Source organism: Bacillus weihaiensis (assembly GCF_001889165.1).
GTDB classification, from domain to species: Bacteria; Bacillota; Bacilli; order Bacillales; family Bacillaceae; genus Metabacillus; species Metabacillus weihaiensis.
This window is the reverse complement of sequence record NZ_CP016020.1, coordinates 2313272-2337991: the sequence shown is the minus strand read 5'-3', so window position 1 is coordinate 2337991 and position 24720 is coordinate 2313272. Positions and strand designations below refer to the sequence as shown.

At 35.0% G+C, this 24720-nt stretch carries 26 protein-coding genes; all 26 read left to right on the top strand.

The features are described from left to right. The first annotated feature begins 64 nt into the window (after positions 1-64). The 26 genes from A9C19_RS11265 to A9C19_RS11140 all read left to right on the top strand — a co-directional run bounded on the left by A9C19_RS11265 (position 65) and on the right by A9C19_RS11140 (position 24692). Positions 65-427 carry a chemotaxis protein CheY gene (locus A9C19_RS11265; RefSeq protein WP_072580040.1) on the top strand — a complete coding sequence of 121 codons (363 nt, stop codon included), beginning with the start codon at positions 65-67 and terminating at the stop codon, positions 425-427. Positions 428-441: 14 nt separating this feature from the next. Beyond that, on the top strand, positions 442-1134 hold the full coding sequence (locus A9C19_RS11260; RefSeq protein WP_072580039.1) for a flagellar biosynthetic protein FliO: 693 nt from the start codon (positions 442-444) through the stop codon (positions 1132-1134). After that, the gene (fliP, locus tag A9C19_RS11255) at positions 1127-1792 is read left to right on the top strand and encodes a flagellar type III secretion system pore protein FliP (RefSeq protein ID WP_072580038.1); all 666 of its coding nucleotides are present in this window, start codon (positions 1127-1129) and stop codon (positions 1790-1792) included. Before A9C19_RS11260 ends, fliP begins: the two co-directional genes overlap by 8 nt. 15 nt (positions 1793-1807) lie before the next feature. Next, positions 1808-2077 (top strand): flagellar biosynthesis protein FliQ, encoded by a 270-nt coding sequence (gene fliQ, locus A9C19_RS11250; RefSeq protein ID WP_072580037.1) that lies wholly within the window; start codon positions 1808-1810, stop codon positions 2075-2077. A 3-nt stretch (positions 2078-2080) separates the two neighbouring features. Then, entirely contained in the window at positions 2081-2860 is a 780-nt protein-coding gene (gene fliR / locus A9C19_RS11245) for a flagellar biosynthetic protein FliR (RefSeq protein ID WP_072580036.1), read from the top strand. A 3-nt stretch (positions 2861-2863) separates the two neighbouring features. Continuing rightward, positions 2864-3943: a flagellar biosynthesis protein FlhB gene (flhB, locus tag A9C19_RS11240; protein ID WP_072580035.1), complete on the top strand. Its 1080-nt coding sequence runs from the start codon at positions 2864-2866 to the stop codon at positions 3941-3943. A 177-nt stretch (positions 3944-4120) separates the two neighbouring features. After that, positions 4121-6157 (top strand): flagellar biosynthesis protein FlhA, encoded by a 2037-nt coding sequence (gene flhA, locus A9C19_RS11235; RefSeq protein ID WP_072580034.1) that lies wholly within the window; start codon positions 4121-4123, stop codon positions 6155-6157. Then, entirely contained in the window at positions 6154-7287 is a 1134-nt protein-coding gene (gene flhF, locus A9C19_RS11230) for a flagellar biosynthesis GTPase FlhF (RefSeq protein ID WP_072580033.1), read from the top strand. Before flhA ends, flhF begins: the two co-directional genes overlap by 4 nt. A gap of 4 nt (positions 7288-7291) precedes the next feature. After that, on the top strand, positions 7292-8161 hold the full coding sequence (locus A9C19_RS11225) for a MinD/ParA family protein (protein ID WP_072580032.1): 870 nt from the start codon (positions 7292-7294) through the stop codon (positions 8159-8161). Between the two features lie 3 nt (positions 8162-8164). After that, positions 8165-9265, top strand: coding sequence for a protein-glutamate methylesterase/protein-glutamine glutaminase (locus A9C19_RS11220; RefSeq protein ID WP_072580031.1), 1101 nt, complete (start codon positions 8165-8167; stop codon positions 9263-9265). An 81-nt stretch (positions 9266-9346) separates the two neighbouring features. Beyond that, a complete protein-coding gene (locus tag A9C19_RS11215; RefSeq protein WP_072580030.1) occupies positions 9347-11413 on the top strand; it encodes a chemotaxis protein CheA in 2067 nt (688 codons plus the stop codon). Positions 11414-11533: 120 nt separating this feature from the next. After that, entirely contained in the window at positions 11534-11998 is a 465-nt protein-coding gene (locus tag A9C19_RS11210) for a chemotaxis protein CheW (RefSeq protein ID WP_072580029.1), read from the top strand. A gap of 10 nt (positions 11999-12008) precedes the next feature. After that, positions 12009-12656, top strand: coding sequence for a chemotaxis protein CheC (locus tag A9C19_RS11205; RefSeq protein ID WP_072580028.1), 648 nt, complete (start codon positions 12009-12011; stop codon positions 12654-12656). After that, positions 12646-13146: a chemotaxis protein CheD gene (locus A9C19_RS11200; protein WP_072580027.1), complete on the top strand. Its 501-nt coding sequence runs from the start codon at positions 12646-12648 to the stop codon at positions 13144-13146. The genes A9C19_RS11205 and A9C19_RS11200 overlap by 11 nt, the downstream gene beginning before the upstream one ends. Before the next feature lie 79 nt (positions 13147-13225). Further along, positions 13226-13993: a FliA/WhiG family RNA polymerase sigma factor gene (locus A9C19_RS11195; RefSeq protein ID WP_099092761.1), complete on the top strand. Its 768-nt coding sequence runs from the start codon at positions 13226-13228 to the stop codon at positions 13991-13993. Positions 13994-14064: 71 nt separating this feature from the next. Beyond that, on the top strand, positions 14065-14376 hold the full coding sequence (locus tag A9C19_RS11190; RefSeq protein WP_072580026.1) for a hypothetical protein: 312 nt from the start codon (positions 14065-14067) through the stop codon (positions 14374-14376). A gap of 6 nt (positions 14377-14382) precedes the next feature. Then, positions 14383-14931, top strand: coding sequence for a hypothetical protein (locus A9C19_RS11185; protein ID WP_072580025.1), 549 nt, complete (start codon positions 14383-14385; stop codon positions 14929-14931). Positions 14932-15126: 195 nt separating this feature from the next. Continuing rightward, positions 15127-15828, top strand: coding sequence for a 30S ribosomal protein S2 (gene rpsB, locus A9C19_RS11180; protein ID WP_066337690.1), 702 nt, complete (start codon positions 15127-15129; stop codon positions 15826-15828). 250 nt (positions 15829-16078) lie between these two features. Further along, on the top strand, positions 16079-16960 hold the full coding sequence (gene tsf, locus A9C19_RS11175) for a translation elongation factor Ts (protein WP_072580024.1): 882 nt from the start codon (positions 16079-16081) through the stop codon (positions 16958-16960). A gap of 454 nt (positions 16961-17414) precedes the next feature. Next, the gene (gene pyrH / locus A9C19_RS11170; RefSeq protein WP_072580023.1) at positions 17415-18137 is read left to right on the top strand and encodes a UMP kinase; all 723 of its coding nucleotides are present in this window, start codon (positions 17415-17417) and stop codon (positions 18135-18137) included. Between the two features lie 2 nt (positions 18138-18139). Next, positions 18140-18697, top strand: coding sequence for a ribosome recycling factor (frr, locus tag A9C19_RS11165; RefSeq protein WP_072580022.1), 558 nt, complete (start codon positions 18140-18142; stop codon positions 18695-18697). A 124-nt stretch (positions 18698-18821) separates the two neighbouring features. Beyond that, entirely contained in the window at positions 18822-19601 is a 780-nt protein-coding gene (locus tag A9C19_RS11160) for an undecaprenyl pyrophosphate synthase (protein ID WP_072580021.1), read from the top strand. A gap of 18 nt (positions 19602-19619) precedes the next feature. Continuing rightward, complete coding sequence (locus tag A9C19_RS11155; protein ID WP_072580020.1) at positions 19620-20423, top strand: phosphatidate cytidylyltransferase; 804 nt, start codon at positions 19620-19622, stop codon at positions 20421-20423. 57 nt (positions 20424-20480) lie between these two features. Continuing rightward, positions 20481-21632 carry a 1-deoxy-D-xylulose-5-phosphate reductoisomerase gene (gene dxr / locus A9C19_RS11150; protein ID WP_072580019.1) on the top strand — a complete coding sequence of 384 codons (1152 nt, stop codon included), beginning with the start codon at positions 20481-20483 and terminating at the stop codon, positions 21630-21632. Positions 21633-21647: 15 nt separating this feature from the next. After that, positions 21648-22907 carry an RIP metalloprotease RseP gene (rseP, locus tag A9C19_RS11145; protein WP_072580018.1) on the top strand — a complete coding sequence of 420 codons (1260 nt, stop codon included), beginning with the start codon at positions 21648-21650 and terminating at the stop codon, positions 22905-22907. A gap of 81 nt (positions 22908-22988) precedes the next feature. Further along, positions 22989-24692 (top strand): proline--tRNA ligase, encoded by a 1704-nt coding sequence (locus A9C19_RS11140; RefSeq protein ID WP_072580017.1) that lies wholly within the window; start codon positions 22989-22991, stop codon positions 24690-24692. Positions 24693-24720 lie beyond the last annotated feature (28 nt).

The window sequence follows — 24720 nt, the reverse complement described above, 5'->3', positions numbered from 1 at the left end:
TGTTTATTAAAGAAAAAGATTTTTTACTATATATTTTAACTATCTAACTGGGAGTGGAGTTATTATGGCACACAAAATTATGATTGTAGACGATGCTGCATTTATGAGAATGATGATTAAAGATATCCTAACTAAAAATGGTTATGAAGTGGTAGCAGAGGCTGCAGATGGTGCTCAAGCAGTTGAAAAGTATAAAGAACACCAACCAGATCTAGTTACGATGGATATTACAATGCCAGAGATGGACGGAATAGCTGCGTTAAAGGAAATAAAAAAACTTAATGGTAATGCAAAAATTATTATGTGCTCAGCAATGGGTCAACAAGCGATGGTCATTGATGCCATTCAAGCAGGGGCAAAAGATTTTATCGTTAAGCCATTCCAAGCAGACCGCGTATTAGAGGCAATCGGTAAAACATTAAGCTAAAAGGTGGACTGACATTGCTTCAAATAAGAATTTTAGCAGTAGCAATTATTGTTCTTTTTAGTTTCTCTCCGCAAGTAGCAACTTTAGTTCTTGCGGAGGAAAATCAAGATGATAAAAGTGTTTTTGAGGTTACCGAAGGTGAAGCTCAATCAGGAGAGGATCAAACTAATTCTACTTTAGATAATCCTCAAGCTGAAACATCAAATCTCGAAGGTAATGATATCTCCGTCTCAACATTTGATTTTATTAAAATGTTAGTGGCATTAGGATTTGTTTTATTCTTAATCTATTTCCTAGTTAAATTTGTAACAAAGAAAAATCGATTATTTAATCAAGGACAATCAATCGTCAACTTAGGCGGCACAAGTGTGGGGCCTAATAAGTCTGTTCAAATGATTAAGGTAGGAAGTCGAGTGTTAGTTCTAGGAATCGGAGATTCAATAACACTGTTAAAGGAAATTGATGACGAACTGGAAAGTAAGCAATTAATAGAAGAATATGTGAATAAGCAAGAACAAGTGATTGAACCTAAGGATATTGTGAACAAAGTATCAAGCATTCTAATGAAAAACAATCGAAAAAGTTCTAATAATGAAAATAAAGTAACATTTTCGTCTGAATTCCAAGAACAAATGGCACTGCTTAAGCAAAATCGTTCAAAGCAGCTAGATGATATAAAGAGAAAGGGACTCAAGAAGCATGAATGAATTTATGGAGTTTTTTAATAATAGTAATCCGGAAAATGTTAGTACCTCTGTTAAATTACTATTATTACTAACAGTGCTATCAATAGCCCCTAGTATTTTAATTTTAATGACTTGCTTTACGAGAATTATTATTGTGCTATCATTTGTTCGTACTTCTCTAGCAACACAACAAATGCCACCAAATCAAATCTTACTTGGGATAGCGTTATTTTTAACCTTTTTTATTATGGCACCTACATTTAGTGAGGTAAATGAACAAGCTCTCACTCCTTTATTTAATGAAGAGATTGAATTAGAAGAAGCTTATGAGAGAGCAGCTCTCCCCTTTAAGGAATTTATGAGTAAACATACGAGACAAAAGGATTTAGCTTTATTTCTAAATTATGCAGGAATGGAAAATCCAAATTCAATTGAAGATATTCCATTAACCGCATTGGTGCCTGCCTTTGCAATAAGTGAGATAAAGACTGCCTTTCAAATAGGATTTATGATTTTCATCCCATTTTTAGTCATTGATATGGTAGTTGCCAGTGTTTTAATGTCTATGGGTATGATGATGCTTCCACCAGTTATGATATCACTTCCATTTAAAATTTTGTTATTTGTGCTAGTTGATGGATGGTATCTAATTATTAAATCTTTGCTACAAAGTTTTTAGAATGGGTGAAAATGGATGAGTTCGGAATTTGTCATTTCGTTAGCTGAAAAAGCTGTTTATACAACATTAATTATTTGCGGACCGCTTCTATTATTAGCTCTAGTTATTGGATTATTAGTGAGTATTTTTCAAGCGACAACACAAATCCAGGAACAAACACTTGCTTTTATTCCGAAAATTGTTGCTGTATTACTTGGGTTGATCTTTTTCGGTCCTTGGATGTTAACTACTCTGGTTTCTTATGCACAAGATATTTTTGGCAATTTAAACAGGTTTGTAGGGTAGAAAATGGAGACAGTTTTAGACAATTACCCTGCGTTTTTACTAGTATTTATGAGAGTTTCAGCATTTTTTGTAACTCTCCCGATATTTTCTTACCGTAATATTCCAAATACACACAAAATTGGTTTTGCTTTTATTTTAGCATGGATTATGTTTATCTCACTTGATCCACCTGAGATTTTAATAGATGGTCAATTTTTCATGTTACTTATAAAAGAAGCGCTATTCGGACTACTAATAGGATTTTCAGCTTATTTTATTCTAGCAGCTATTCAAATTGCTGGAAGTTTTATCGACTTCCAAATGGGGTTTGCCATTGCAAATGTAATTGACCCACAGACGGGTGCACAAAGTCCCCTAATAGGACAATTTTTATATACGTTTGCTCTTTTGTTTATGCTTACAACAAATGCGCATTATCTGCTATTAGATGGCGTGTTTTATAGTTATCAGTTTGTGCCTATAGATCAGCTTTACTTACCACTAGGGGAAGGCGATGTTATTGAATTTATTGTTGAATCATTTAATTCCATGTTTATCATAGCATTTCAAATGTCTATCCCAGTAGTTGGTTCCTTGTTTTTAGTTGATATAGCATTAGGAATTGTAGCTAGAACGGTTCCTCAATTAAATATTTTTGTTGTGGGCTTACCTCTGAAAATAGGTGTCAGTTTTATTATGTTGATTCTTGTAATGGGTGCATTGTTTATGCTCATGCGAGAGCTTTTTGAAACAATGACTTATACGATGAGAGGACTTATGCAGCTGTTTGGAAGAGGGGGGTAAAAGGTGAACTTATTATCATTGGATTTGCAGTTTTTTGCGGGTGAAAAAACTGAAAAAGCTACTCCTCGAAAGAAACAGGACGCAAGGAAAAAAGGTCAGGTTGCAAAGAGTGCTGATGTTAATACAGCCATCTCACTATTAACAATTTTTTTATCATTCCTATTCATTGGCGCATTTATGAGAGATCGTATCTTACTTTTAATGAGAGGTACATTTCAAGATTTTTTACTAATCAACTTATCAGATCAAAATGTAAATGATCTTTTTCTTACAATGGCTTATCAAGCCGGCATTATATTGGCACCAGTAATGGGTGTTGCTTTAGTAGCTGGTGTTATGAGTAATTATTTACAAATTGGATTTCTTTTTTCTACTGAAGCAATTCAGATGAAATTAAATAAATTAGATCCAATTCAAGGATTTAAACGAATTTATTCCATCCGAGCTATTGTAGAATTGTTTAAATCATTATTGAAAATATCATTTGTTGGTTTTGTGACATTTGCTGTTTTATGGTTGGACCTTGATAATGTGTTACGTCTATCTCATTTAACTGTAGAGCAATCCTTACTTTTTATTGCTAGTCTTACTGTAAAGATGGGTTTATTTGCTTCATTAGCACTATTACTATTGTCTTTATTAGATTACATGTATCAGCGCTATGACTATGAAAAAAACTTAAAAATGTCAAAGCAGGACATTAAAGATGAATATAAAAAATCTGAAGGTGATCCTTTAATTAAATCGAAAATTAAGCAAAGGCAACGTGAAATGGCGATGAGAAGGATGATGCAGGATGTTCCAACAGCAGATGTTATCATCACGAACCCAACACACTATGCTATTGCATTAAAATATGATGAATCAAAAATGGATGCTCCTTTTGTTGTCGCAATGGGCGTAGATTTAGTCGCTCAAAAAATAAAAGAAATTGCCAAGGAAAATGAAGTTATGATGGTTGAGAATCGTCCGCTTGCAAGAGCACTTTATCCGCAAGTAGAGATAGGTCAAGCTATTCCAGAAGAATTCTTCCAAGCAGTCGCTGAAATTATTGCCTATGTATATCAGTCAAAATCAGGTTAAACTCACAGCTAAATCAAATGTTTCAGCCCAGCTTAAGGAACATATTTCATTTAACCAGTAAGTTTTTTTACAATAACAGCTTAAACAATAGGGTGTTCTACTATAATGACTGTTTTAGTGGGAAAAACGTTTTCCAATTATTAAAAAGATATGAATGGTTTTAAGGAGAGAATAATTATGTCTGCAAGAGATTTATCGGTACTACTGAGCGTTATTTTAATAGTCGCTATGTTAATTATTCCATTTCCAGGATGGATGCTGAGCTTTTTAATTATTATTAACATTTCTCTTGCATTATTAGTCATCCTTACGTCAATGAATATGAATGAGCCTCTACAGTTTTCAATTTTTCCATCTTTAATTCTTCTATTAACATTATTTCGTTTAGGTTTGAACGTTTCAACTACACGTGCGATCTTAGCTGAAGGAGATGCCGGAAAAGTAGTAGAAACATTCGGTACGTTTGTAACTGGAGGAAATGTTTTAGTAGGATTAGTCGTTTTTATTATCTTAATCGTTATTCAATTTGTTGTAATAACGAAAGGTTCTGAACGTGTTTCTGAAGTTGCAGCGCGATTTACTCTTGATGCAATGCCAGGTAAACAAATGAGTATTGATGCAGACTTAAATGCGGGAATGATATCTGAACAACAAGCAAGAGAACGAAGAGATAAAATAGCGAATGAAGCAGATTTTTATGGAGCAATGGACGGTGCTAGTAAGTTTGTAAAAGGTGATGCAATTGCTGGAATCATTATTGTTATGATTAATATGTTGTTCGGTATAATTATCGGCATGATGCAGTTAGGTATGCCAATTGGTGAAGCTGCATCTCATTTTACTATGTTAACAGTGGGAGATGGGATTGTCAGTCAAATACCAGCCTTATTAATATCGACAGCTACTGGAATTGTAGTTACTCGAGCTGCATCAGAAGGAAATTTAGGCTCTGATATCACTTCACAATTATTTGCTTACCCGAAAATGCTTTATGTAGCATCAGCAACTATTCTTCTACTTGGAGTATTTACTCCAATCGGTATCTTTTTAACACTTCCAATTGCGGCATTACTTGGAATTGGAGGATATATGATTACAAGAACGAAACGAACTCAAGTTCCAGATGAAGAAGCAATTGAGCAAGAAATAGAAATGGATGAAATGAAGAGTCCTGAAAGTGTAGTGAATCTTTTAAATATTGATCCAATCGAGTTTGAATTTGGATATGGTTTAATTCCTTTAGCTGATACGAATCAAGGTGGAGACTTATTAGATAGAGTTGTCATGATAAGAAGACAGTTAGCTATTGAATTGGGAATCGTCATACCTGTTGTACGAATAAGAGACAACATACAGTTGCAACCTAATGAGTATCGATTAAAGATAAAAGGGAATGAACTTGCTAAGGGAGAAATTCTACTCGATCACTTTTTAGCGATGGCGCCGGGAATCGAAGATGATGCCATTGAAGGAATTGATACAGTTGAGCCATCTTTCGGATTACCCGCTAAATGGATAACAGAAGAAATGAAAGACACTGCAGAAATGTATGGATACACAGTTGTTGATCCACCATCTGTTGTTTCTACTCACATTACCGAAATCATTAAACAAAATGCTCACGAATTATTAGGAAGACAAGAAACAAAACAATTAATCGACCACTTAAAAGAAACGTATCCAATTCTAGTAGAAGAAGTTACTCCAACACCACTTTCAGTAGGAGAAGTTCAAAAAGTATTAGCAAAATTGTTAAAAGAAAAAGTATCAATTCGAAATTTACCAATTATATTTGAAACTTTAGCGGACTATGGAAAAATGTCTAATGATACGGAGTTATTAGGAGAATATGTAAGGCAAGCATTAGCAAAGCAAATTACAATGCAATATGCGGATGAACAGCAGATGTTGAAGGTTGTCACCTTATCAGGACGAGTAGAAAAGATTGTTGCTGAGGGTGTGCAACAAACGGAACATGGGAATTATCTATCTCTGAGCCCAGACGTATCTCAAGCTATTATTGAATCAATAGCTAAGGAAGTGGAAATGCTCTCGTTGCAACAACAAACACCAATTTTATTATGTTCTCCTGCAGTTAGAATGTATGTGAGACAATTAACAGATCGTTATTTTCCGCAAGTGCCTATTTTATCTTATAATGAATTAGAAGCAAATGTTGAAGTACAGAGTATTGGGGTGGTAAATGTCGAATGAAGGTAAAAAAATATGTTGCCCCGTCGATGCAAGAGGCTATGAAAAAAATTCGTGCAGAGATGGGAAACGATGCGGTAATTTTAAACTCAAAAATGGTACAAACAGGTGGTTTCCTTGGACTTTTTTCAAAGAAAATGATTGAGGTAATCGCAGCAAATGATCCGGATGTACCTTCTAAGAAGATAGATCAAAAGAAAGAAACATATCAATCAATGATAGAAACATCTGAGCTGAAAGAGAACAAACAGAAATTACACATTTCATCGAATAATGATTCATTACTTCATGAAATAAAAGAAATGAAAGCTTTACTTCAACACTTTTCAGTAACTGAAAATAAAGATATTTATCCTAACCTCTTACAAGAAATGCAAAACAAAATGATGAAACAAGATATACCTGAATTAGTACGTGCCACTATCATGGGTTCATTATTAGAGTATTGGTATCAAGAAAAAGGTCAACTTACTTTTGAACAAATAAAGCAACAGCAAGAAGAAATACTGTACGAAATGTTGGCTGGTATAGAATTTGGAGGAATTTCCTACCAAAAGAAATTTATAAATGTTATAGGCCCAACTGGAGTTGGGAAAACAACAACCCTAGCGAAGCTAGCAGCAGAATGTGTGATTCAGAAAAAGAAAAAAGTAGCTTTTATTACAACCGATACGTATCGTATTGCTGCCATAGATCAACTAAAGACATATGCAAAAATCTTGGATGTTCCACTTGAAGTGTGTTATTCAATAGAAGATTTTAAGAACGCTCAACGGAGATTTTCTGCATATGATTATATTTTTATTGATACTGCAGGGAGAAATTTTTTAGATTCAAGATATGTCAAGGACCTCATGAATATTATTGATTTCGAACATGAAATGGAAACATTCCTTGTCTTATCGGCTACTGCGAAGTCAGTAGATATGATTGCTGTATATGAACAGTTTTCTATTATTCCAATAGATAAACTAATCTTTACTAAGTTAGACGAAACTTCAACAAGAGGTACTTTACTTGATATTATGCTACAAACAAAAAAAGGAATTGCCTATACTACTCATGGCCAGAATGTTCCGGATGATATAGAGACAGCATCTAGAGAAAAAATTGTAAATCAAATACTGAGGTAAACATATGGCGAAAGATCAAGCAGAACGTTTAAGAGAACGGCTTAACAAGTTAAAAAACGAGGCCAAAACCATTGCAGTAATGAGTGGTAAAGGAGGAGTTGGAAAATCAAATTTTTCATTGAATTTTTCCTTAGCTCTTCAGAAACAAAATAAACGAGTTCTACTATTCGATTTAGATATTGGTATGGGTAATATAGATATTCTAATTGGAGAGAGCTCTAAATATTCTATAGTTGATTTTTTTAAAAATGATATTGCATTAATTGATATTATTACGAGTGGCGCTAGTGGGCTGGATTACATTTCAGGTGGAACAGGATTAGGTCAGATCTTTAAACTTGAAGAAGAAAGATTTCAGGAATTTCTACAGGAGTTATCTCTTGTCTTTAAAGTATACGATTATATTATCTTTGATATGGGGGCAGGAATATCTGAAGATAGCTTAAGATTTATTCTTTCCGTTGAAGAGATTATCGTTATTACTACTCCAGAGCCTACGTCTATTACTGATGCTTATGCAGCAATTAAGCATATTTGTTACAACGATCAGAGGATACCGTTCTCCATTATTGTTAATAGAGCTTTTAATACAGAAGTAGGGGAACAAACCTTTAACAGACTTTCTCAAACGATTAAGCAATTTCTCAAACGAGATAGTAAGCTATTGGGTGTTATTCCGGATGATTCAGTAATTATGAAAGCAGTCATTGAACAACAGCCGTTCCTAAACTTTCAACCGAATAGTCGAGCTAGTAAGGCGTTAACTACTATTGCAAAAGATTTTCTAACTGAAATGCCTAATCGAACAGAACAAGTTGAATCAACACCGTTTATTTCAAAATTAAAGAGCTTCTTCATGAAAGGTAGGTCCTAAACTATGGAGAAAATTCGTGTATTAGTTGTAGATGATTCTGCTTTTATGAGAAAGTTAATAACCGATTTTCTTACTGAAACTGAGGAAATTGAAGTTGTGGGCATTGCAAGAAATGGAGAAGATGCAATAAATAAGGTTAAGCAGCTGAATCCGGATGTTATTACATTGGATGTGGAGATGCCTATCATGAATGGTATTGAAGCTCTTAAAGTTATAATGGAAGATTCTCCAAGACCTGTCATTATGTTATCGAGTACTACAAAAGAAGGTGCTGAAAATACGATATTAGCCTTACAGTATGGTGCATTTGACTTTATCGCAAAACCTTCTGGAGCAATTTCATTAGACTTGGTAAAGATTAAAAAAGAACTAGTTGACAAAGTGATTTTGGCTAAATCATCTAAACTTGGTAAGCCTTTAGATATAAAGAACGGAAAAAACATTGTCCTTTCACCACAAAAATATAGTAAAATAGACTCAAATAGATGTGGAATTTCTGTACGAATCGACAAAAATATGAATGTTCGAAAACTTGTTTGCATTGGTACGTCGACAGGAGGTCCTAGAGCCTTGCAGCAGGTCCTTCCGAAAATACCTGCTGATATGAATGCTCCAATTTTTGTCGTACAGCATATGCCACCTGGATTTACACAATCGCTTGCAAAACGATTGGATTCCATTTCTTCGATCCACGTTAAAGAAGCAGAGAACGGTGAGGTAGTCAAAGCAGGAACAGCTTATATAGCTCCTGGAGGTTCTCATATGAAAATAATGAAAACTGGAACCTCATTAACAATTAAGGTGGATCAGACTGATATTCGAAACGGACATCGACCGTCAGTTGATGTTATGTATGAATCATTATGTGAATTGAAGGATTATAAAAAAATAGCAGTGATTATGACAGGAATGGGGACTGATGGGTCCCATGGGTTAAGACAACTCAAACAAACAGGTAGTGTCAAAGCAATAGCTGAATCAGAGCAATCCTCTGTTGTTTATGGTATGCCAAAGGCTGCTGTAGGGACAAATGTAGTAGATCGAGTCGAACATGTTGACCAAATAGCAACAGCCATTATGGATTTTATAAATAGCGACTTTTAATTAAACCATTAAAAAATTCATTGAAAAAATTCTATAATATAGCTCTTATTAAGTTATAAAAGAACCAGAGGGGTGTACTGTATGGAAATGAACCAATACTTAGAGGTGTTTATCGAAGAGAGTAAAGAACATCTTCAATCTTGTAATGAAAAGTTACTAGAATTAGAGAAAAGACCTAGTGATCTTTCAATCGTAAATGAAATTTTCCGTTCTGCACATACATTAAAAGGTATGAGTGCAACAATGGGGTATGAAGATCTTGCAAGCCTAACTCATCAAATGGAGAATGTTCTAGATCTAATTAGAAATGAAAAGCTTTCTGTTACAGCTGATCTATTAGATGTAGTGTTTGCTTCGGTAGATGACTTAGAAGAGATGGTCTTTTCAATCGCTAATGGTGGAGACGGAAAGAAAGATGTTTCTAAAGTAGTTGAAATGCTAAAGAAAATTGAAAAAGGTGAAAATACTTCTGATATTGCAGTAACTACACTCCCTAATTCAGAGGTCAGCTTAAAGGTTGAGCAAGCTGATGAACAAACTCAAAGTTACGATGATTTTGAATACACTGTTATTCAACAATCTAAGGAACAAGGGTTTTCTGCATATGAATTAACTATTTCACTAAGACAAGATTGCCTTTTAAAAGCGGCTCGTGTATTTATGGTATTTGAAATTCTAGAGCAAGCTGGTGAAATTATTAAATCTGTTCCATCTGTTGATCTTCTAGAAGAAGAAAAGTTTGATTCACAATTTACAGTTGCCTTTGTAACGAAAGAAACAGGTGAAGAAATAAAAAGTAAAATTATGAAGGTGTCTGAAATTGAAGAGGTAACAGTACATAAAATTAACTCTTCACAGCCTTCATTTAATCAAACTTCAGATGTATCACAAATGGAAGCTACTACTAGTAATCCTTTAGACCAACCTGTATCAGACGCAAAAGTAATAGAGGATACTAAATCCGCTTCAAAGCAAGTGGCCGCTACAACAGCAACCGCCAATGCAAAGACAATAAGAGTTAACATTGAACGATTAGATATTTTAATGAACCTGTTTGAGGAATTGGTTATAGATAGAGGAAGATTAGAACAAATTTCTAAAGAACTCAATAATAGTGAGCTAGATGAAACAGTCGAAAGAATGTCTAGGATCTCTGGAGATCTTCAAAACATTATATTGAATATGAGAATGGTTCCAGTTGAAACAGTCTTTAATCGATTCCCTCGAATGATCAGACAACTGGCAAAGGATTTAAACAAAAAAATCAACCTTGAGATCGTTGGAGCTGAAACGGAATTAGATAGAACCGTTATTGATGAAATTGGTGATCCTCTTGTCCATCTTTTAAGAAATGCTATTGATCATGGAATAGAAATGCCAGAGGTTCGATTGAATAATGGTAAACCAGAAATAGGGAATGTAGTCCTTAGAGCATATCATAGTGGAAATCATGTATTTATTGAAATTGAGGATGATGGAGCAGGTATAAACAGAGAGCGTGTTCTAAAGAAAGCACTTGATCGTGGAGTGGTAACCGAACAAATAGCAGCTACGTTGTCAGATAAACAAGTGTATGAATTGATTTTTTCTTCTGGTTTCTCAACTGCGGATAAAATTTCAGATATATCTGGCCGTGGTGTTGGATTAGATGTCGTAAAAAGTACGATTGAGTCATTAGGAGGCACCGTTACAATTGATGCACAAGAAGGGAAAGGTTCCTTATTCTCAATACAGCTTCCTCTTACTCTTTCAATTATATCTGTAATGCTTGTAGAGTTACGAGATGAAAAGTATGCAATTCCACTTTCATCAATTATTGAAACGGCTGTAATTAAAAAAGAAGATATTTTGCATGCTCACAATCAAAAGGTTATTGATTTCAGAGGTAAAATTGTACCACTTGTTTATTTATCTGATGTTTTTGAGGCAACGAAACTAGAGGAAGAACAAGATTATGTCTCAATTATCATCGTTCGAAAAGGTGAAAAAATGGCAGCACTTGTAGTAGATTCTTTTATCGGTCAACAAGAAATTGTATTAAAGTCACTTGGTAATTATTTAAACTCTGTGTTTGCTATTTCTGGAGCTACTATATTAGGTGATGGGCAAGTTGCATTAATCGTAGATTGTAATTCACTAATTAAATAGATTAATAGGGAAAATCAATACAAAAACGCATGAACTGAGTTACCAGAGCTATCATGACAGAAGAAGTTATATGAGACACAGGATTCTCCTGATAGCTTGAAATAGGAAGGGGTCTATACAATGAGTGAAGTTCATACAAGTGACATTAAAGTAATCGTTTTTCAATTGAAGGACGAGGAATACGGTATACCTGTTCAGCAGGTGCGATCGATTGAAAAAATCCAACATATTACACGTGTTCCAAGAACGATTTCATATATTAAAGGAGTAATTAACCTTCGCGGTGTTGTTACCCCGATTATTGACTTACGCAAAAGATTTGAAATAGAAGCTACAGAAGAAACAGAGAGTACTAGGATGATAATAGTATCGAAGGATGAAATAGAAGTTGGATTAGTAGTTGACGCTGCCAACGACGTATTAGATATCCATTCAGATATGATTGAGCCATCACCAGAGGTGGTCGGCTCAATAGAAGTGGATTATATTCAAGGCGTTGCCAAGATTGAGAAAAGATTAATTGTGATGATTGATCTAGATGAGGTTTTAAAAACAGATGATACTTTATTAAAAGTAAGCCTGTAGGAGATAAAATATGGATCTTTTAGGAAGAATTTCACCCAAACACTTAGATGTTCTTAAAGAAGTAGGTAATATAGGTGCAGGTCATTCTGCTACTTCTCTTTCAAAGCTATTGAATAAGAAGATAGATATGAACGTTCCAGATGTAAATGTTGTTTCGTTTAATGATTTAATGGAACGTCTAGGTGGACCAGATGTAGTAATTGCGAGTGTCTTCCTAAGAATAGAGGGCGAGGTGCCAGGCTCACTATTTTTCGTTTTAAGTATTGAGCAAGCAGAACGTTTTATCCAGCAATTAATTATGGATGATACATTTAGCTTTTCATCTAAGACTTCCAATCACGAACTTGGTCAATCTGCTTTTCAGGAACTAGGGAATATTTTAACTGGTTCCTATCTTTCATCATTATCAGACCTTACAGCCTTATCTATTTATCCTTCAGTACCTGCCTGTACTGTTGATATGTTTGGTGCAGTTATAAGCCATGGTTTAATTGAATTATCACATGTAAGTGATTATGCCATTATTATTGATACCGTTATTAGTGAAGAAGATGAGAATCATGGTGAATCATCTGTGAAAGGGCATTTTTTCTTATTACCTGATCCAGACTCCTTTGACATGTTATTTCAAGCATTAGGTGTTTCCCATGACGATTGAAACACCTCATGTAGTTAAGGTTGGTATAGCAGATTTTAATGTAGTTACAGCTCCGAATATTATACGTACAGCAGGGTTAGGATCGTGTGTGGGATTAATCTTATTTGATAAGTATTCAAAAAAAGCTGGTTTAGCTCATATTATGCTTCCCGATTCTTCATTGGCTCAAAAGGGTAATCTCAATCAAGCGAAATATGCAGATACTGCTATTCCTCTTTTACTTGACAAATTAAAAGAGAGTGGAGCTAATATTCATTCATTAAAAGCTAAAATGGCAGGCGGAGCCCAAATGTTTCAGTTTCAAACAGCAAGTGAAATGATGAGAATTGGTCCAAGAAATATTGAGTCTGTGAGGATGGTCTTGTTGAGATCTCAGATTCCTTTAATTAGTGAAGATGTTGGGGGGAGCAGCGGAAGAACGATTGAGTTTAATCCCGATACATGTGATCTAATGATACGAACTGTAAATCAGGGAACTAAATTCATCTAAATGTCCACACTCAATAGCGAAACTTTTTTATTAAACTTTTACGTTACTTTTGCAATATATCATGATGAGGGGGATTTTTATGTCACAAATGACATTAATGGACGAGCAGGTAGTATGGCAGAAATGGATTGATATTCGTGACTCTTATGCAGGTGATATTCTCATAAAAAAGTATATGCCCCTTGTTTCTTATCATGTTCAACGTATTTCTGTAGGTCTTCCAAAAAGTGTTAACAAAGATGATTTAATGAGCCTTGGTTTATTTGGATTATACGATGCACTCGAAAAATTTGACCCTACACGTGATTTGAAGTTTGACACTTATGCGTCTTTTCGGGTAAGAGGTGCAATTATTGATGGGTTAAGAAAAGAAGATTGGTTACCTAGAAGTTCAAGAGAAAAAGCAAAAAAAGTAGAAGCTGCAATTGAAAAGCTTGAACAAAAACATCTTAGAAATGTATCTTCAGAGGAAATTGCGGAAGAACTGGGACTATCAGAAGGTGAAGTTGTAACAGTAATGAATGAGGGTTTCTTTGCCAATATCTTATCAATAGATGATCAAATGTATGACCACGATGAAGGGGATACAATTGGTTATTCAATTAAAGACGAAAATCAGGACACCCCAGAAGATAAGCTTCTGAAAGATGAACTTATTGAAAACCTATCAAAGGTCATAACCCAGTTAAGTGAAAAGGAGCAGCTTGTTATTAGTTTCTTCTATAAAGAAGAACTCACACTCACCGAAATTGGACAAGTTATGAACTTATCGACGTCAAGAATTTCTCAGATCCATTCAAAGGCGCTATTTAAGCTCAGAAAAATTTTAGAAAATGTTATCCATTAGTGAGCGATAATTAACAACATGATCTTAACACCTAAGAGAAAAAGCCTAGAGCTAAAAAAGGTGTGGATATTATGAGCTTAAAGAATATAGAAATGCAAATTGCTCTGCCTCGTACACATGATGCTGGTAAAATACAAGAGCAATTAAACCAAAGAAGCCAATTGACTCAAGATCAACTTGCACACTCACTACAGAAACAAGTAGAATTGAAACGTACGCAAGTACAAGCAGGTAATGAGAATGAAAAATTAAAACTAAAAAAAGAAGATGCGAGTCATGATCAGCAGCAACAGCAACAAAAAAAGAAGAGAGAAAAAGATCAATTAAGCGATGAAGCGACTGACCATCCTTATAAAGGGAAAAACATTGATTTTTTTGGATAAGAAAGGATGTTTATTACGACTATATTGCTTCTATTAAGTTTACTACTTCATGTAGTAGCTTTTTATTTTATTGTGGTTTTATTTACAAAATTGTCTTCTATGAAAAGCGTATCAGATAACCAACGTAAAGTGCTTGAAGAAGCAGAGAATTCAATGACAAGCTTCTTAATCGAGATGAAGGATGAAAATGATCGACTAATTGAACATTTTCGCAAGCAAGATTCGACTAATAACCTTCCAGACAAAGAAGAAAGTGTAAGGACGACTGATCTACACATGGAGCCAATTGATAAATCAAAAGCCAAGCTTGAACATGGTACATCAACTCAAGATAATACCGACAAGCTCCCGGTACACTTAGGTGGTATTGAGGATGTACAAGATATCGTTGAAATACAAGAAAGATCTCCAGTTACGTATAAAACTCCGGAAGAAGAAGCACTTTCCCTTTATGAACAAGGTCTAACAATAGAACAAATTGCAAAAAAGCTAAAAAAAGGTAAGACGGAAATTGAGCTCTTAGTGAAGTTTCGTCAAAATGAAAGAGAATTCTAGTTTTCACTACAAAATATCTTCAAAGAAATTCACTTAGCTCTTGATTGTCATATTTCTATATGGTATATTAATTCTCGGTGTTATTACACACGCTTGTAGATTTAAGCATTGGTGCTGTTTGTCTTAGGAACGAATAGTTTTGCTTAAAGATGATATGAGCGGAGGATATTTAAAAACCATTAGGAGGAACAAATAATGTCAGTAATTTCAATGAAGCAACTTCTTGAAGCTGGTGTTCACTTCGGTCACCAAACTCGCCGTTGGAACCCAAAAATGAAACGTTACATCTTCACTGAGCGTAACGGTATTTACATCATCGACCTTCAAAAAACTGTTAAAAAGGTTGAGGAAGCTTACAAATTCGTTAAAGAACTTGGAGCTGAAGGTGGTACTATTCTTTTCGTTGGTACTAAAAAACAAGCACAAGATTCTGTGAAAGAAGAAGCAGAACGTTCAGGAATGTACTTTGTTAACCAACGTTGGTTAGGTGGTACTTTAACGAACTTTGAAACAATCCAAAAGCGTATTAAGCGTTTAAAAGATATTCAAAGAATGCAGGAAGATGGTACTTTCGAAGTACTTCCTAAAAAAGAAGTAGTACAACTTAACAAAGAGCTTGAGCGTCTTGAGAAATTCCTAGGCGGAATTAAAGACATGAAGCAATTACCAGATGCATTATTCATTATCGATCCTCGTAAAGAGCGTATCGCTGTTGCAGAAGCTCGTAAATTAAACATCCCAATCGTAGGTATCGTTGATACAAACTGTGATCCAGATGAAATTGATTACGTAATTCCTGCAAATGATGATGCTATCCGTGCTGTTAAGCTTTTAACTGCTAAAATTGCAGACGCAATCTTAGAATCTAAACAAGGTGAAGAAACTACACCTGCTTAATGGGCAGTAAAAAGGTGATAAGAGGGATTAGCCTTTTATCACCTTTTTTTAAAGTGAACTACATAAATTGCATGTACAAGCTATGAAACAACCTTTAATGGTCATAATATAACAAGTTGAGTTTTTAAATGGTAATTTTATTAAAAACTCACCCCAAGTTAAGATGGTTGATAAAGGTGATCACCTTAATTAGCGTTACTAAAACCTAATTAAATAAAAATTTTAGATGACTTTAAGGAGGAATTCCGTTATGGCAGTAACTGCTCAAATGGTTAAAGAATTACGTGAAAAAACTGGCGCAGGTATGATGGATTGTAAAAAAGCATTAACTGAAACAAATGGTGACATGGATCAAGCAATTGATTACCTTCGTGAAAAAGGTATTGCAAAAGCTGCGAAAAAAGCTGACCGTATCGCTGCAGAAGGCTCTACTTTAGTGAAAGTAAACGGAAATGATGCTGTTATCTTAGAAGTAAACTCTGAAACTGATTTCGTTGCAAAAAACGAAGGTTTTAAAGACTTACTTAATGGATTAGCAGACTTCTTATTAGCGAAAAAACCTGCAGATATTGATGCAGCATTAGCTGAAACGATGGATAATGGTTCATCTGTAAATGATTTCATTAACTCTGCAATTGCTAAAATTGGAGAAAAAATCACTTTACGCCGTTTTACGATCTTAACTAAGACAGAAAATGATGCGTTCGGTGCATATTTACATATGGGTGGACGTATTGGAGTTTTAACTCTTCTAGAAGGAACAACTGATGAAGATGCTGCTAAAGATGTTGCTATGCATATTGCTGCAGTAAATCCTAAATATGTTTCTCGTGATCAAGTTTCTGCAGAAGAAGCTGACCGTGAGCGTAAGGTTTTAACTGAGCAAGCATTAAACGAAGGAAAACCTGAAAATATCGTAGCTAAAATGGTTGAAGGTCGCCTAGGCAAATACTTCGAAGATATTTGTTTACTTGATCAAAGCTTTGTTAAAAACCCAGATCAAAAAGTTAAAGACTTTGTTCAATCTAAAGGTGGTACTGTAAATACATTTATCCGCTATGAAGTTGGAGAAGGTATTGAAAAACGTCAAGATAACTTTGCTGAAGAAGTTATGAGCCAAGTTAAAAAATAATTGTAAGATCTACTTAAATAGTAATAGAATCGCTTAATAGTATGGTGAATGCTCTTTTACTGTTTATTTGAGGCTTTTTCTATTAATTATTGTTATACCTTTTATATTTTTAGTTACTCTTTCAAAAAAAGGTATGCTGGGACATAGTCACAACAGCTTAAGCAGGAGAGACCTCATGTTTATACTATTGAAAAGTCTCACTGGCTTCTTAAAACGAACTATAACTAAAGGGAAATTTAAGCTATTAACAATAAACGGTTGAAAAATTGTCTTGAAAAATAAGTGTGATTAAAAGGGAACACGGCCTGTGTTCCCTTCTTTAGGAAAAGAATGACTATTATAAGCTGCCCATTAATGGAAGGGAAGTATGCCCTTCTATTAATGAACCGCTTATCTTGAGGCTATAGCGTGCCGCTAACGCTTAATAAAGGCGGAACTAGAGTTGGAGGTAATCATGAGTAAACCAAAATATCAACGTATTGTACTTAAATTAAGTGGTGAAGCACTTGCAGGCGACAATGGATTTGGCATTAATCCATCTGTTATACAATCAATTGCTAAACAGGTTAAAGAAATTGCTGAATTAGATGTTGAAGTTGCTGTAGTAGTTGGCGGTGGAAACATATGGCGTGGTAAAATTGGTAGTGAAATGGGAATGGACCGTGCCACTGCTGATTATATGGGAATGCTTGCGACTGTCATGAATTCTCTAGCTTTACAGGATAGTCTTGAGACACTCGGCATCCAAACTCGTGTTCAAACATCAATTGAAATGAGACAGGTAGCTGAGCCTTACATAAGAAGAAAAGCGATCCGTCATCTAGAGAAAAAGCGCGTTGTTATATTTGCAGCCGGAACGGGTAATCCATATTTCTCTACTGATACTACTGCAGCTTTACGTGCAGCTGAAATTGAGGCAGATGTAATTTTAATGGCTAAGAATAATGTAGATGGTGTTTATAATGCTGATCCTAGAGTCAATAAGGATGCTGTTAAATACGAAACATTATCTTATCTAGATGTATTAAAAGAAGGTTTGGCAGTAATGGATTCTACAGCTTCATCATTATGTATGGATAATGATATTCCACTAATTGTGTTCTCAATTATGGAAGAAGGTAATATTAAACTTGCTGTTACAGGCGAAAATATCGGAACAATTGTTAGGGGGAAATAATAATGGCGAAAGAAGTATTAGCAAACACAAAGGAAAAAATGGACAAAGCTGTTACAGCTTTAAGTCGTGAATTAGCTTCAGTAAGAGCTGGACGTGCAAGTGCGAATTTACTAGATAAACTTTCTGTAGATTATTATGGTGCTCCGACTCCAGTTAATCAATTAGCTTCAATTAGCGTTCCTGAGGCAAGACTTTTAGTGATACAACCTTACGATAAATCAGTTTTAGGTGACCTTGAAAAAGCGATTTTAAAATCCGACTTAGGCTTAACTCCATCAAATGACGGATCTATTATTCGACTTTCAATACCAGCATTAACAGAAGAAAGACGTAAAGAACTAGTTAAACTAGTAAAAAAATATGCTGAAGAAGCAAAGATCGCAGTTCGTAATATCCGTCGTGATGGGAATGACGATTTAAAGAAATTAGAGAAGAATGGTGAAATCACTGAAGATGAATTAAGAAGCAACACGGATAACATTCAGAAGTTAACAGATGAATTTATTGTTAAAGTTGACAATGTTGCAAAAGATAAAGAAAAAGAAATCATGGAAGTTTAACCTAAAAGTAGGTACAATAGGTAATGGAAGACCCTCTAATGTTTACAGGGGGTTTTTTTGTTAATACTGTTAGCATAATCATGATGCTGAGCAATCGTGGATTATCAGGTGACGGAGGAATCACATGTTCAATTTTTTTAAGAAGTGGAAAGGAGATCCTCAACCTTTCGATATTGAAGAACTGTCTAACGAGGAAATAAAAAAAGGTGAAATTCCCAAACATATCGCTATTATTATGGATGGAAATGGAAGATGGGCAAAAAAGAGAGCACTACCAAGAATTGCTGGACATCATGAAGGGATGAAAGTTGTTCGTAAAATAACAAAACAGGCAAACTTATTAGGGGTCGAGGTATTAACATTATATGCTTTTTCTACAGAAAATTGGAAAAGACCTAAAACTGAAGTTGATTATTTAATGAAGCTTCCGGAAGAGTTTTTAACGACGTATTTACCTGAGTTAATTAAAGAAAACGTCCAGGTACGTATAATGGGAGATAAACAAAGACTTCCAAAACATACCTTAAATGCTGTTGAAAAGGCAATAAATGATACAAAAAAAAATACCGGATTAATATTAAATTTCGCTCTTAATTATGGTAGTCGTGCCGAAATTTTAACTGCTGTTCAACATATAGCTACTGATATTAAAACAGGACAATTAAACGATAGTGATCTGACAGAAGATGTCTTTTCTTCGTATCTGATGACAAATTCGATACAAGATCCTGATCTGTTAATTCGAACTAGTGGAGAAATCCGACTAAGCAATTTTATGCTATGGCAGTTAGCCTATACAGAATTTTGGTTTACAGATATCCTGTGGCCAGATTTTAATGAGCAATCCTTATTGCAAGCAATCTACACTTACCAGCAAAGAGGTCGAAGATTTGGTGGTATATAAAGGTGATGAAAACATAAAATGAAACAACGAATTTTAACTGGTGCTCTTGCTTTGGTCATTTTCTTACCATTTGTCATTTACGGTAAACTTCCCTTTACATTATTTGTTTACTTATTGGCATCAATAGCACTATATGAACTATTGAAAATGAAAAAAATATCTCTATTTAGTTTTCCTGGCCTTGTTAGTTTACTAATTCTGTGGGTACTTTTGATTCCGAATGCTTATGTAACATTAGTAGAAACGTTCTCTAAAGCTGAATTTGCTCTCTTGGCTTTACTTCTCTTGTTAACATATACAGTTGTAACAAAGAATAAATTCACATTTGATGATGTGGGCTTTGTTGTAATTGCTATCTTTTACTTAGGAATTGGTTTTTACTTTTTAATTGAAACACGGAATTCAACAATTCAAGGTGGATTAGAACTTGTATTCTATGCTCTTTTATTAATATGGGTAACAGACTCAGGTGCTTATTTTGTTGGACGGGCAATGGGGAAAAACAAACTTTGGCCAGAGATTAGCCCTAACAAAACCATTGAAGGAGCTGTCGGTGGCGTTTTATTTGCGGTAGTTTTCGCATGGATTTATCATTATTTTACAGGTATTCTAAACAACTATCTCCTTATAACGTTAATGACAATTATACTTTCAGTTTTTGGTCAGATCGGGGATTTAGTTGAATCGGCCTTAAAGCGACATTATCATGTGAAAGATAGCGGTAATATATTACCTGGACATGGTGGGATCTTAGACCGCTTTGATAGCCTATTGTTTGTATTACCACTTCTCCATTTCTTATTAATTTTTTTTAATAGATAGAGAAGTAGGTTGATCCTTCATGTTTAAAGTATTTTCTTTTTGATAGGACGTGACTTTGTGAAAAAAATAAGCCTGCTAGGAGCTACAGGTTCCATTGGAATTCAGACACTGGATGTTATCAATTCGCATCCAGAATCATTTAAACTTGTAGCTATGTCATTTGGAAGCAATATTAAATCTGCAATTGATATTATTGAGAAATTCAAGCCTGAATTCGTTGCAGTAAAGGATGAAAATACGTATAACGAAATAATCCACTATTCATTTTCACATAATGTCCAATTTGGGTATGGTCATGAAGCATTAATTGAAGCTGCTGTATATGACGGAGTTGAAGTCTTAGTAAATGCTGTAGTCGGAAGTGTTGGTTTAGTGCCAACATTAAAAGCAATTGAAAATAAGATAACTATTGCTATCGCTAACAAGGAAACTCTTGTTACAGCGGGTCACTTAGTTACTGAATCGGCTAACAAGCACGGTGTACAGCTTTTACCTGTAGATAGTGAACATTCTGCTATCTTTCAATGTTTACAGGGAGAAAACACAAAAAATATTGAGCGGCTCATTGTTACAGCTTCTGGAGGAAGTTTTCGCGACAAAAGACGGGAAGAGCTTCAAGGTGTTACAGTAGAACAGGCTTTAAACCATCCTAATTGGTCGATGGGAGCTAAAATCACCATTGATTCAGCAACTATGATGAATAAAGGACTCGAAATAATTGAAGCTCATTGGTTGTTTAATATGCCATATGACAATATTGATGTATTATTACATAAAGAAAGTATTATCCATTCACTTGTTGAATTTACAGATCGCAGTATCATTGCCCAGCTTGGTACTCCAGATATGAGAGTACCAATTCAATATGCCTTAACCTACCCAGATAGATACGAATTAAAAAACGGTAAGCGACTCGAGCTATGGGAACTAGGGAAGCTTCATTTCGAAAAAGCTGATTTCACTAGATATAAGTGCTTACAATTTGCTTATAATTCAGGGAAAATAGGAGGGACAATGCCTACTGTATTGAATGCAGCAAATGAAGAAGCAGTGGCGGCATTTTTAAAGGGGCAAATTACCTTCTTAGAAATTGAAGATTGGATTGAAAGGGCTCTTGAAAAGCATGAGAGTATCTCACATCCTAGTTTAGAGCAAATACAAGAAGTAGATCGATTAACACGAAATTTCGTACAAACATTAATCTCATAAAGGTGGTCATATGAAATGAATACAGTGATAGCGTTTGTTCTAATTTTCGGTGCGCTTGTTTTTTTTCATGAGCTAGGACATTTGATTTTTGCCAATCGTGCAGGAATCTTATGCCGAGAATTTGCAATAGGATTTGGGCCAAAAATCCTATCATTTAAAAAGAATGAAACGATTTATACAATACGTTTATTACCTATTGGTGGATTTGTACGAATGGCAGGTGAAGATCCTGAAGTAATCGAGGTAAAACCAGGTCATAATGTAGGTCTTCTTTTTAATAATGAGAATAATGTAGAGAAAATTATCTTAAATAATAAAGAAAAATATCCCAGTGCTACAGTAATTGAAGTAGAACATGTTGATTTAGAACACGACATGTTTATTTCTGGCTACGAGCACGGTGAAGATGATCACATTAAGCGTTTTGAAGTGAGTGAAACATCATTTTTTATTCTAGATGGACAAGAAACTCAAATTGCTCCTTATAATCGCCAATTTCAATCCAAAAAAGTAAGTCAAAGAATTGCTGCAATTTTTGCTGGACCAGCTATGAATTTCCTCTTAGCTTTCGTCATTCTATTCAGTCTTGGCTTGATTCAAGGGGCGCCAATGGATTCACCTCAATTAGGGGAACTCACTGACGAGGGTTCAGCTAAAGCATCTGGCCTAAAAGAGGGAGATGTCATCCACTCAATTGAAGGAACATCTACATCTTCATGGGGTGAAGTTGTTAAGATCATTCAAACAAATCCTGATACCGAATTAACTTTTGAAGTTGAGAGAGCAGGGCAAATGTTAAGTTTTGAAGTCGTTCCGGAAGCAGCAAAAGTAGGAGAAGAAACGATAGGACGGATCGGCGCTTACAATCCTGTTGACAAATCCTTTGTTAGCTCATTAAAATATGGATTTATTGAAACGTTTGTTTGGACAAAAGAAATCCTTGTGGGCTTAGGGAATTTAATTACAGGTCAATTCTCTATTGATATGCTCTCAGGCCCAGTAGGAATTTATGATATGACAGATCAAGTGGCTGAATCTGGTACAACCAACCTTCTAAGGTGGGCCGCTTTGTTAAGTATTAACTTAGGAATTGTTAACTTACTCCCTATACCAGCTCTAGATGGTGGAAGGCTCTTGTTTCTATTCATAGAGGCTTTGAGAGGAAAACCTATAGATCGACAAAAAGAAGGTATTGTTCATTTTATTGGTTTTTCATTATTAATGCTGTTAATGCTAGTCGTTACTTGGAATGATATTCAACGACTATTCTTGTAAAGTGTTTACACTTTCTAAACTAATACCTTTTTGGTATGATTAATTGATTAAAAGAGTTTATTCAAAATAGAGGTGCTCGTAATGAAACAAAGTATGATGTTTATTCCGACTCTACGTGAAGTTCCGGCTGATGCTGAGGTAAAGAGTCACCAGCTTATGCTTAGAGCAGGATATATAAGACAAAACACAAGCGGTGTATATAGTTACCTACCACTTGCACATAAAGTTTTAAAAAAAATAGAAGCAATTGTTCGTGAGGAAATGCATAACGCAGGTGCATCTGAACTATTAATGCCAGCATTACAACAAGCTGAACTGTGGCAAGAATCAGGTCGTTGGTATTCTTATGGTCCAGAGCTTATGAGACTTAAAGACCGTCATAACCGAGACTTCGCTTTAGGTGCTACTCATGAAGAGATGATTACAAGTTTGGTGAGAGATGAGGTAAAGTCATACAAACGTTTACCGCTAGCACTTTATCAAATTCAAACAAAATTTCGTGATGAAAAACGCCCTCGCTTTGGAATCTTAAGAGGTCGTGAGTTTATAATGAAGGACGCATACTCTTTCCATTCCTCACAAGAAAGCTTGGATGAAGGCTATGATAAAATGTTTGCTGCTTATCAAAATGTATTTGCGCGATGTGGACTAAATTTTAGAGCAGTTATTGCTGATTCTGGAGCAATGGGTGGTACTGATACACATGAATTTATGGTTCTTTCTGAGATTGGGGAAGATACCATCGCCTATTCAGATACATCTCAATATGCGGCAAATATTGAAATGGCTCCGGTCATCGAAACATATGAAGCTAGTACTGAAGTTAAACAAGAATTAGTAAAGGTTGAAACTCCTAATCAGCGAACAATTGATGAAGTTGTGAATTTCTTACATGTTTCGAAGGAGCAAGCTATTAAATCTATTCTGTTTAAAGTTGATGAACAATTTGTTTTGGTATTAGTTCGTGGAGATCATGAGATTAATGATATAAAAGTGAAGAACCTATACGGAGCATCTGTAGTAGAATTAGCGACACCAGAAGAAACAAAAAACATTCTAAACTGTGTACCTGGATATGTGGGTCCAATTGGGGTAAATGAAGGTGTAGAAGTGATTGCTGATCATGCAGTTAAAGCAGTTGTTAACGGGGTTTGTGGTGCAAATGAAGAAAACTATCACTATAATAACGTGAATGTAGATAGAGATTATTCTGTAGCAAAATATGCGGATCTACGTTTTATTCAAGAAGGTGATCTCTCTCCAGACGGTGAAGGTCGCATTCAGTTCGCCAAGGGAATTGAAGTAGGTCATGTCTTTAAATTAGGTACAAGATATAGTGAAGCAATGGATGCAACGTATTTAGACGAAAATGGACGTTCTCAGCCGATGATTATGGGGTGCTATGGAATCGGTGTTTCAAGAACATTAGCAGCTATTATCGAACAACACAATGATGACAACGGCATTGTGTTGCCAGAAGCTGTTGCGCCATTCCACGTTCACATTGTTCCTGTAAATGCTAAGAATGATGTACAAAGGGAACTTTCTGAGAAGCTTTATAGCCAAATGAATAATGCAGGATTAGAGGTACTTCTTGATGATCGTCAAGAACGTGTAGGAGTGAAATTTGCTGACTCTGATTTAATTGGTATACCAGTCCGAATTACTGTTGGGAAAAAAGCAGAAGAAGGAATTGTAGAAGTTAAGGTTCGTAAATCAGGTGAATCTTTTGAAGTTACTACCGAAGAATTATCTTCTAAATTAGATCAATTACTTGGTAACTAATGATTGTTACATGATTTTTAAATTCGTG

Excerpts from the sequence above, each read along its gene's own strand:
- A9C19_RS11265 (WP_072580040.1), top strand. The coding sequence starts at position 65 with ATGGCACACAAAATTATGATTGTAGACGATGCTGCATTTATGAGAATG.
- fliP (WP_072580038.1), top strand. The coding sequence starts at position 1,127 with ATGAATGAATTTATGGAGTTTTTTAATAATAGTAATCCGGAAAATGTT.
- fliQ (WP_072580037.1), top strand. The coding sequence starts at position 1,808 with ATGAGTTCGGAATTTGTCATTTCGTTAGCTGAAAAAGCTGTTTATACA.
- fliR (WP_072580036.1), top strand. The coding sequence starts at position 2,081 with ATGGAGACAGTTTTAGACAATTACCCTGCGTTTTTACTAGTATTTATG.
- flhA (WP_072580034.1), top strand. The coding sequence starts at position 4,121 with ATGTCTGCAAGAGATTTATCGGTACTACTGAGCGTTATTTTAATAGTC.
- flhF (WP_072580033.1), top strand. The coding sequence starts at position 6,154 with ATGAAGGTAAAAAAATATGTTGCCCCGTCGATGCAAGAGGCTATGAAA.
- A9C19_RS11225 (WP_072580032.1), top strand. The coding sequence starts at position 7,292 with ATGGCGAAAGATCAAGCAGAACGTTTAAGAGAACGGCTTAACAAGTTA.
- A9C19_RS11220 (WP_072580031.1), top strand. The coding sequence starts at position 8,165 with ATGGAGAAAATTCGTGTATTAGTTGTAGATGATTCTGCTTTTATGAGA.
- A9C19_RS11215 (WP_072580030.1), top strand. The coding sequence starts at position 9,347 with ATGGAAATGAACCAATACTTAGAGGTGTTTATCGAAGAGAGTAAAGAA.
- A9C19_RS11210 (WP_072580029.1), top strand. The coding sequence starts at position 11,534 with ATGAGTGAAGTTCATACAAGTGACATTAAAGTAATCGTTTTTCAATTG.
- A9C19_RS11205 (WP_072580028.1), top strand. The coding sequence starts at position 12,009 with ATGGATCTTTTAGGAAGAATTTCACCCAAACACTTAGATGTTCTTAAA.
- A9C19_RS11200 (WP_072580027.1), top strand. The coding sequence starts at position 12,646 with ATGACGATTGAAACACCTCATGTAGTTAAGGTTGGTATAGCAGATTTT.
- A9C19_RS11195 (WP_099092761.1), top strand. The coding sequence starts at position 13,226 with ATGTCACAAATGACATTAATGGACGAGCAGGTAGTATGGCAGAAATGG.
- A9C19_RS11190 (WP_072580026.1), top strand. The coding sequence starts at position 14,065 with ATGAGCTTAAAGAATATAGAAATGCAAATTGCTCTGCCTCGTACACAT.
- A9C19_RS11185 (WP_072580025.1), top strand. The coding sequence starts at position 14,383 with ATGTTTATTACGACTATATTGCTTCTATTAAGTTTACTACTTCATGTA.
- rpsB (WP_066337690.1), top strand. The coding sequence starts at position 15,127 with ATGTCAGTAATTTCAATGAAGCAACTTCTTGAAGCTGGTGTTCACTTC.
- tsf (WP_072580024.1), top strand. The coding sequence starts at position 16,079 with ATGGCAGTAACTGCTCAAATGGTTAAAGAATTACGTGAAAAAACTGGC.
- pyrH (WP_072580023.1), top strand. The coding sequence starts at position 17,415 with ATGAGTAAACCAAAATATCAACGTATTGTACTTAAATTAAGTGGTGAA.
- frr (WP_072580022.1), top strand. The coding sequence starts at position 18,140 with ATGGCGAAAGAAGTATTAGCAAACACAAAGGAAAAAATGGACAAAGCT.
- A9C19_RS11160 (WP_072580021.1), top strand. The coding sequence starts at position 18,822 with ATGTTCAATTTTTTTAAGAAGTGGAAAGGAGATCCTCAACCTTTCGAT.
- A9C19_RS11155 (WP_072580020.1), top strand. The coding sequence starts at position 19,620 with ATGAAACAACGAATTTTAACTGGTGCTCTTGCTTTGGTCATTTTCTTA.
- rseP (WP_072580018.1), top strand. The coding sequence starts at position 21,648 with ATGAATACAGTGATAGCGTTTGTTCTAATTTTCGGTGCGCTTGTTTTT.
- A9C19_RS11140 (WP_072580017.1), top strand. The coding sequence starts at position 22,989 with ATGAAACAAAGTATGATGTTTATTCCGACTCTACGTGAAGTTCCGGCT.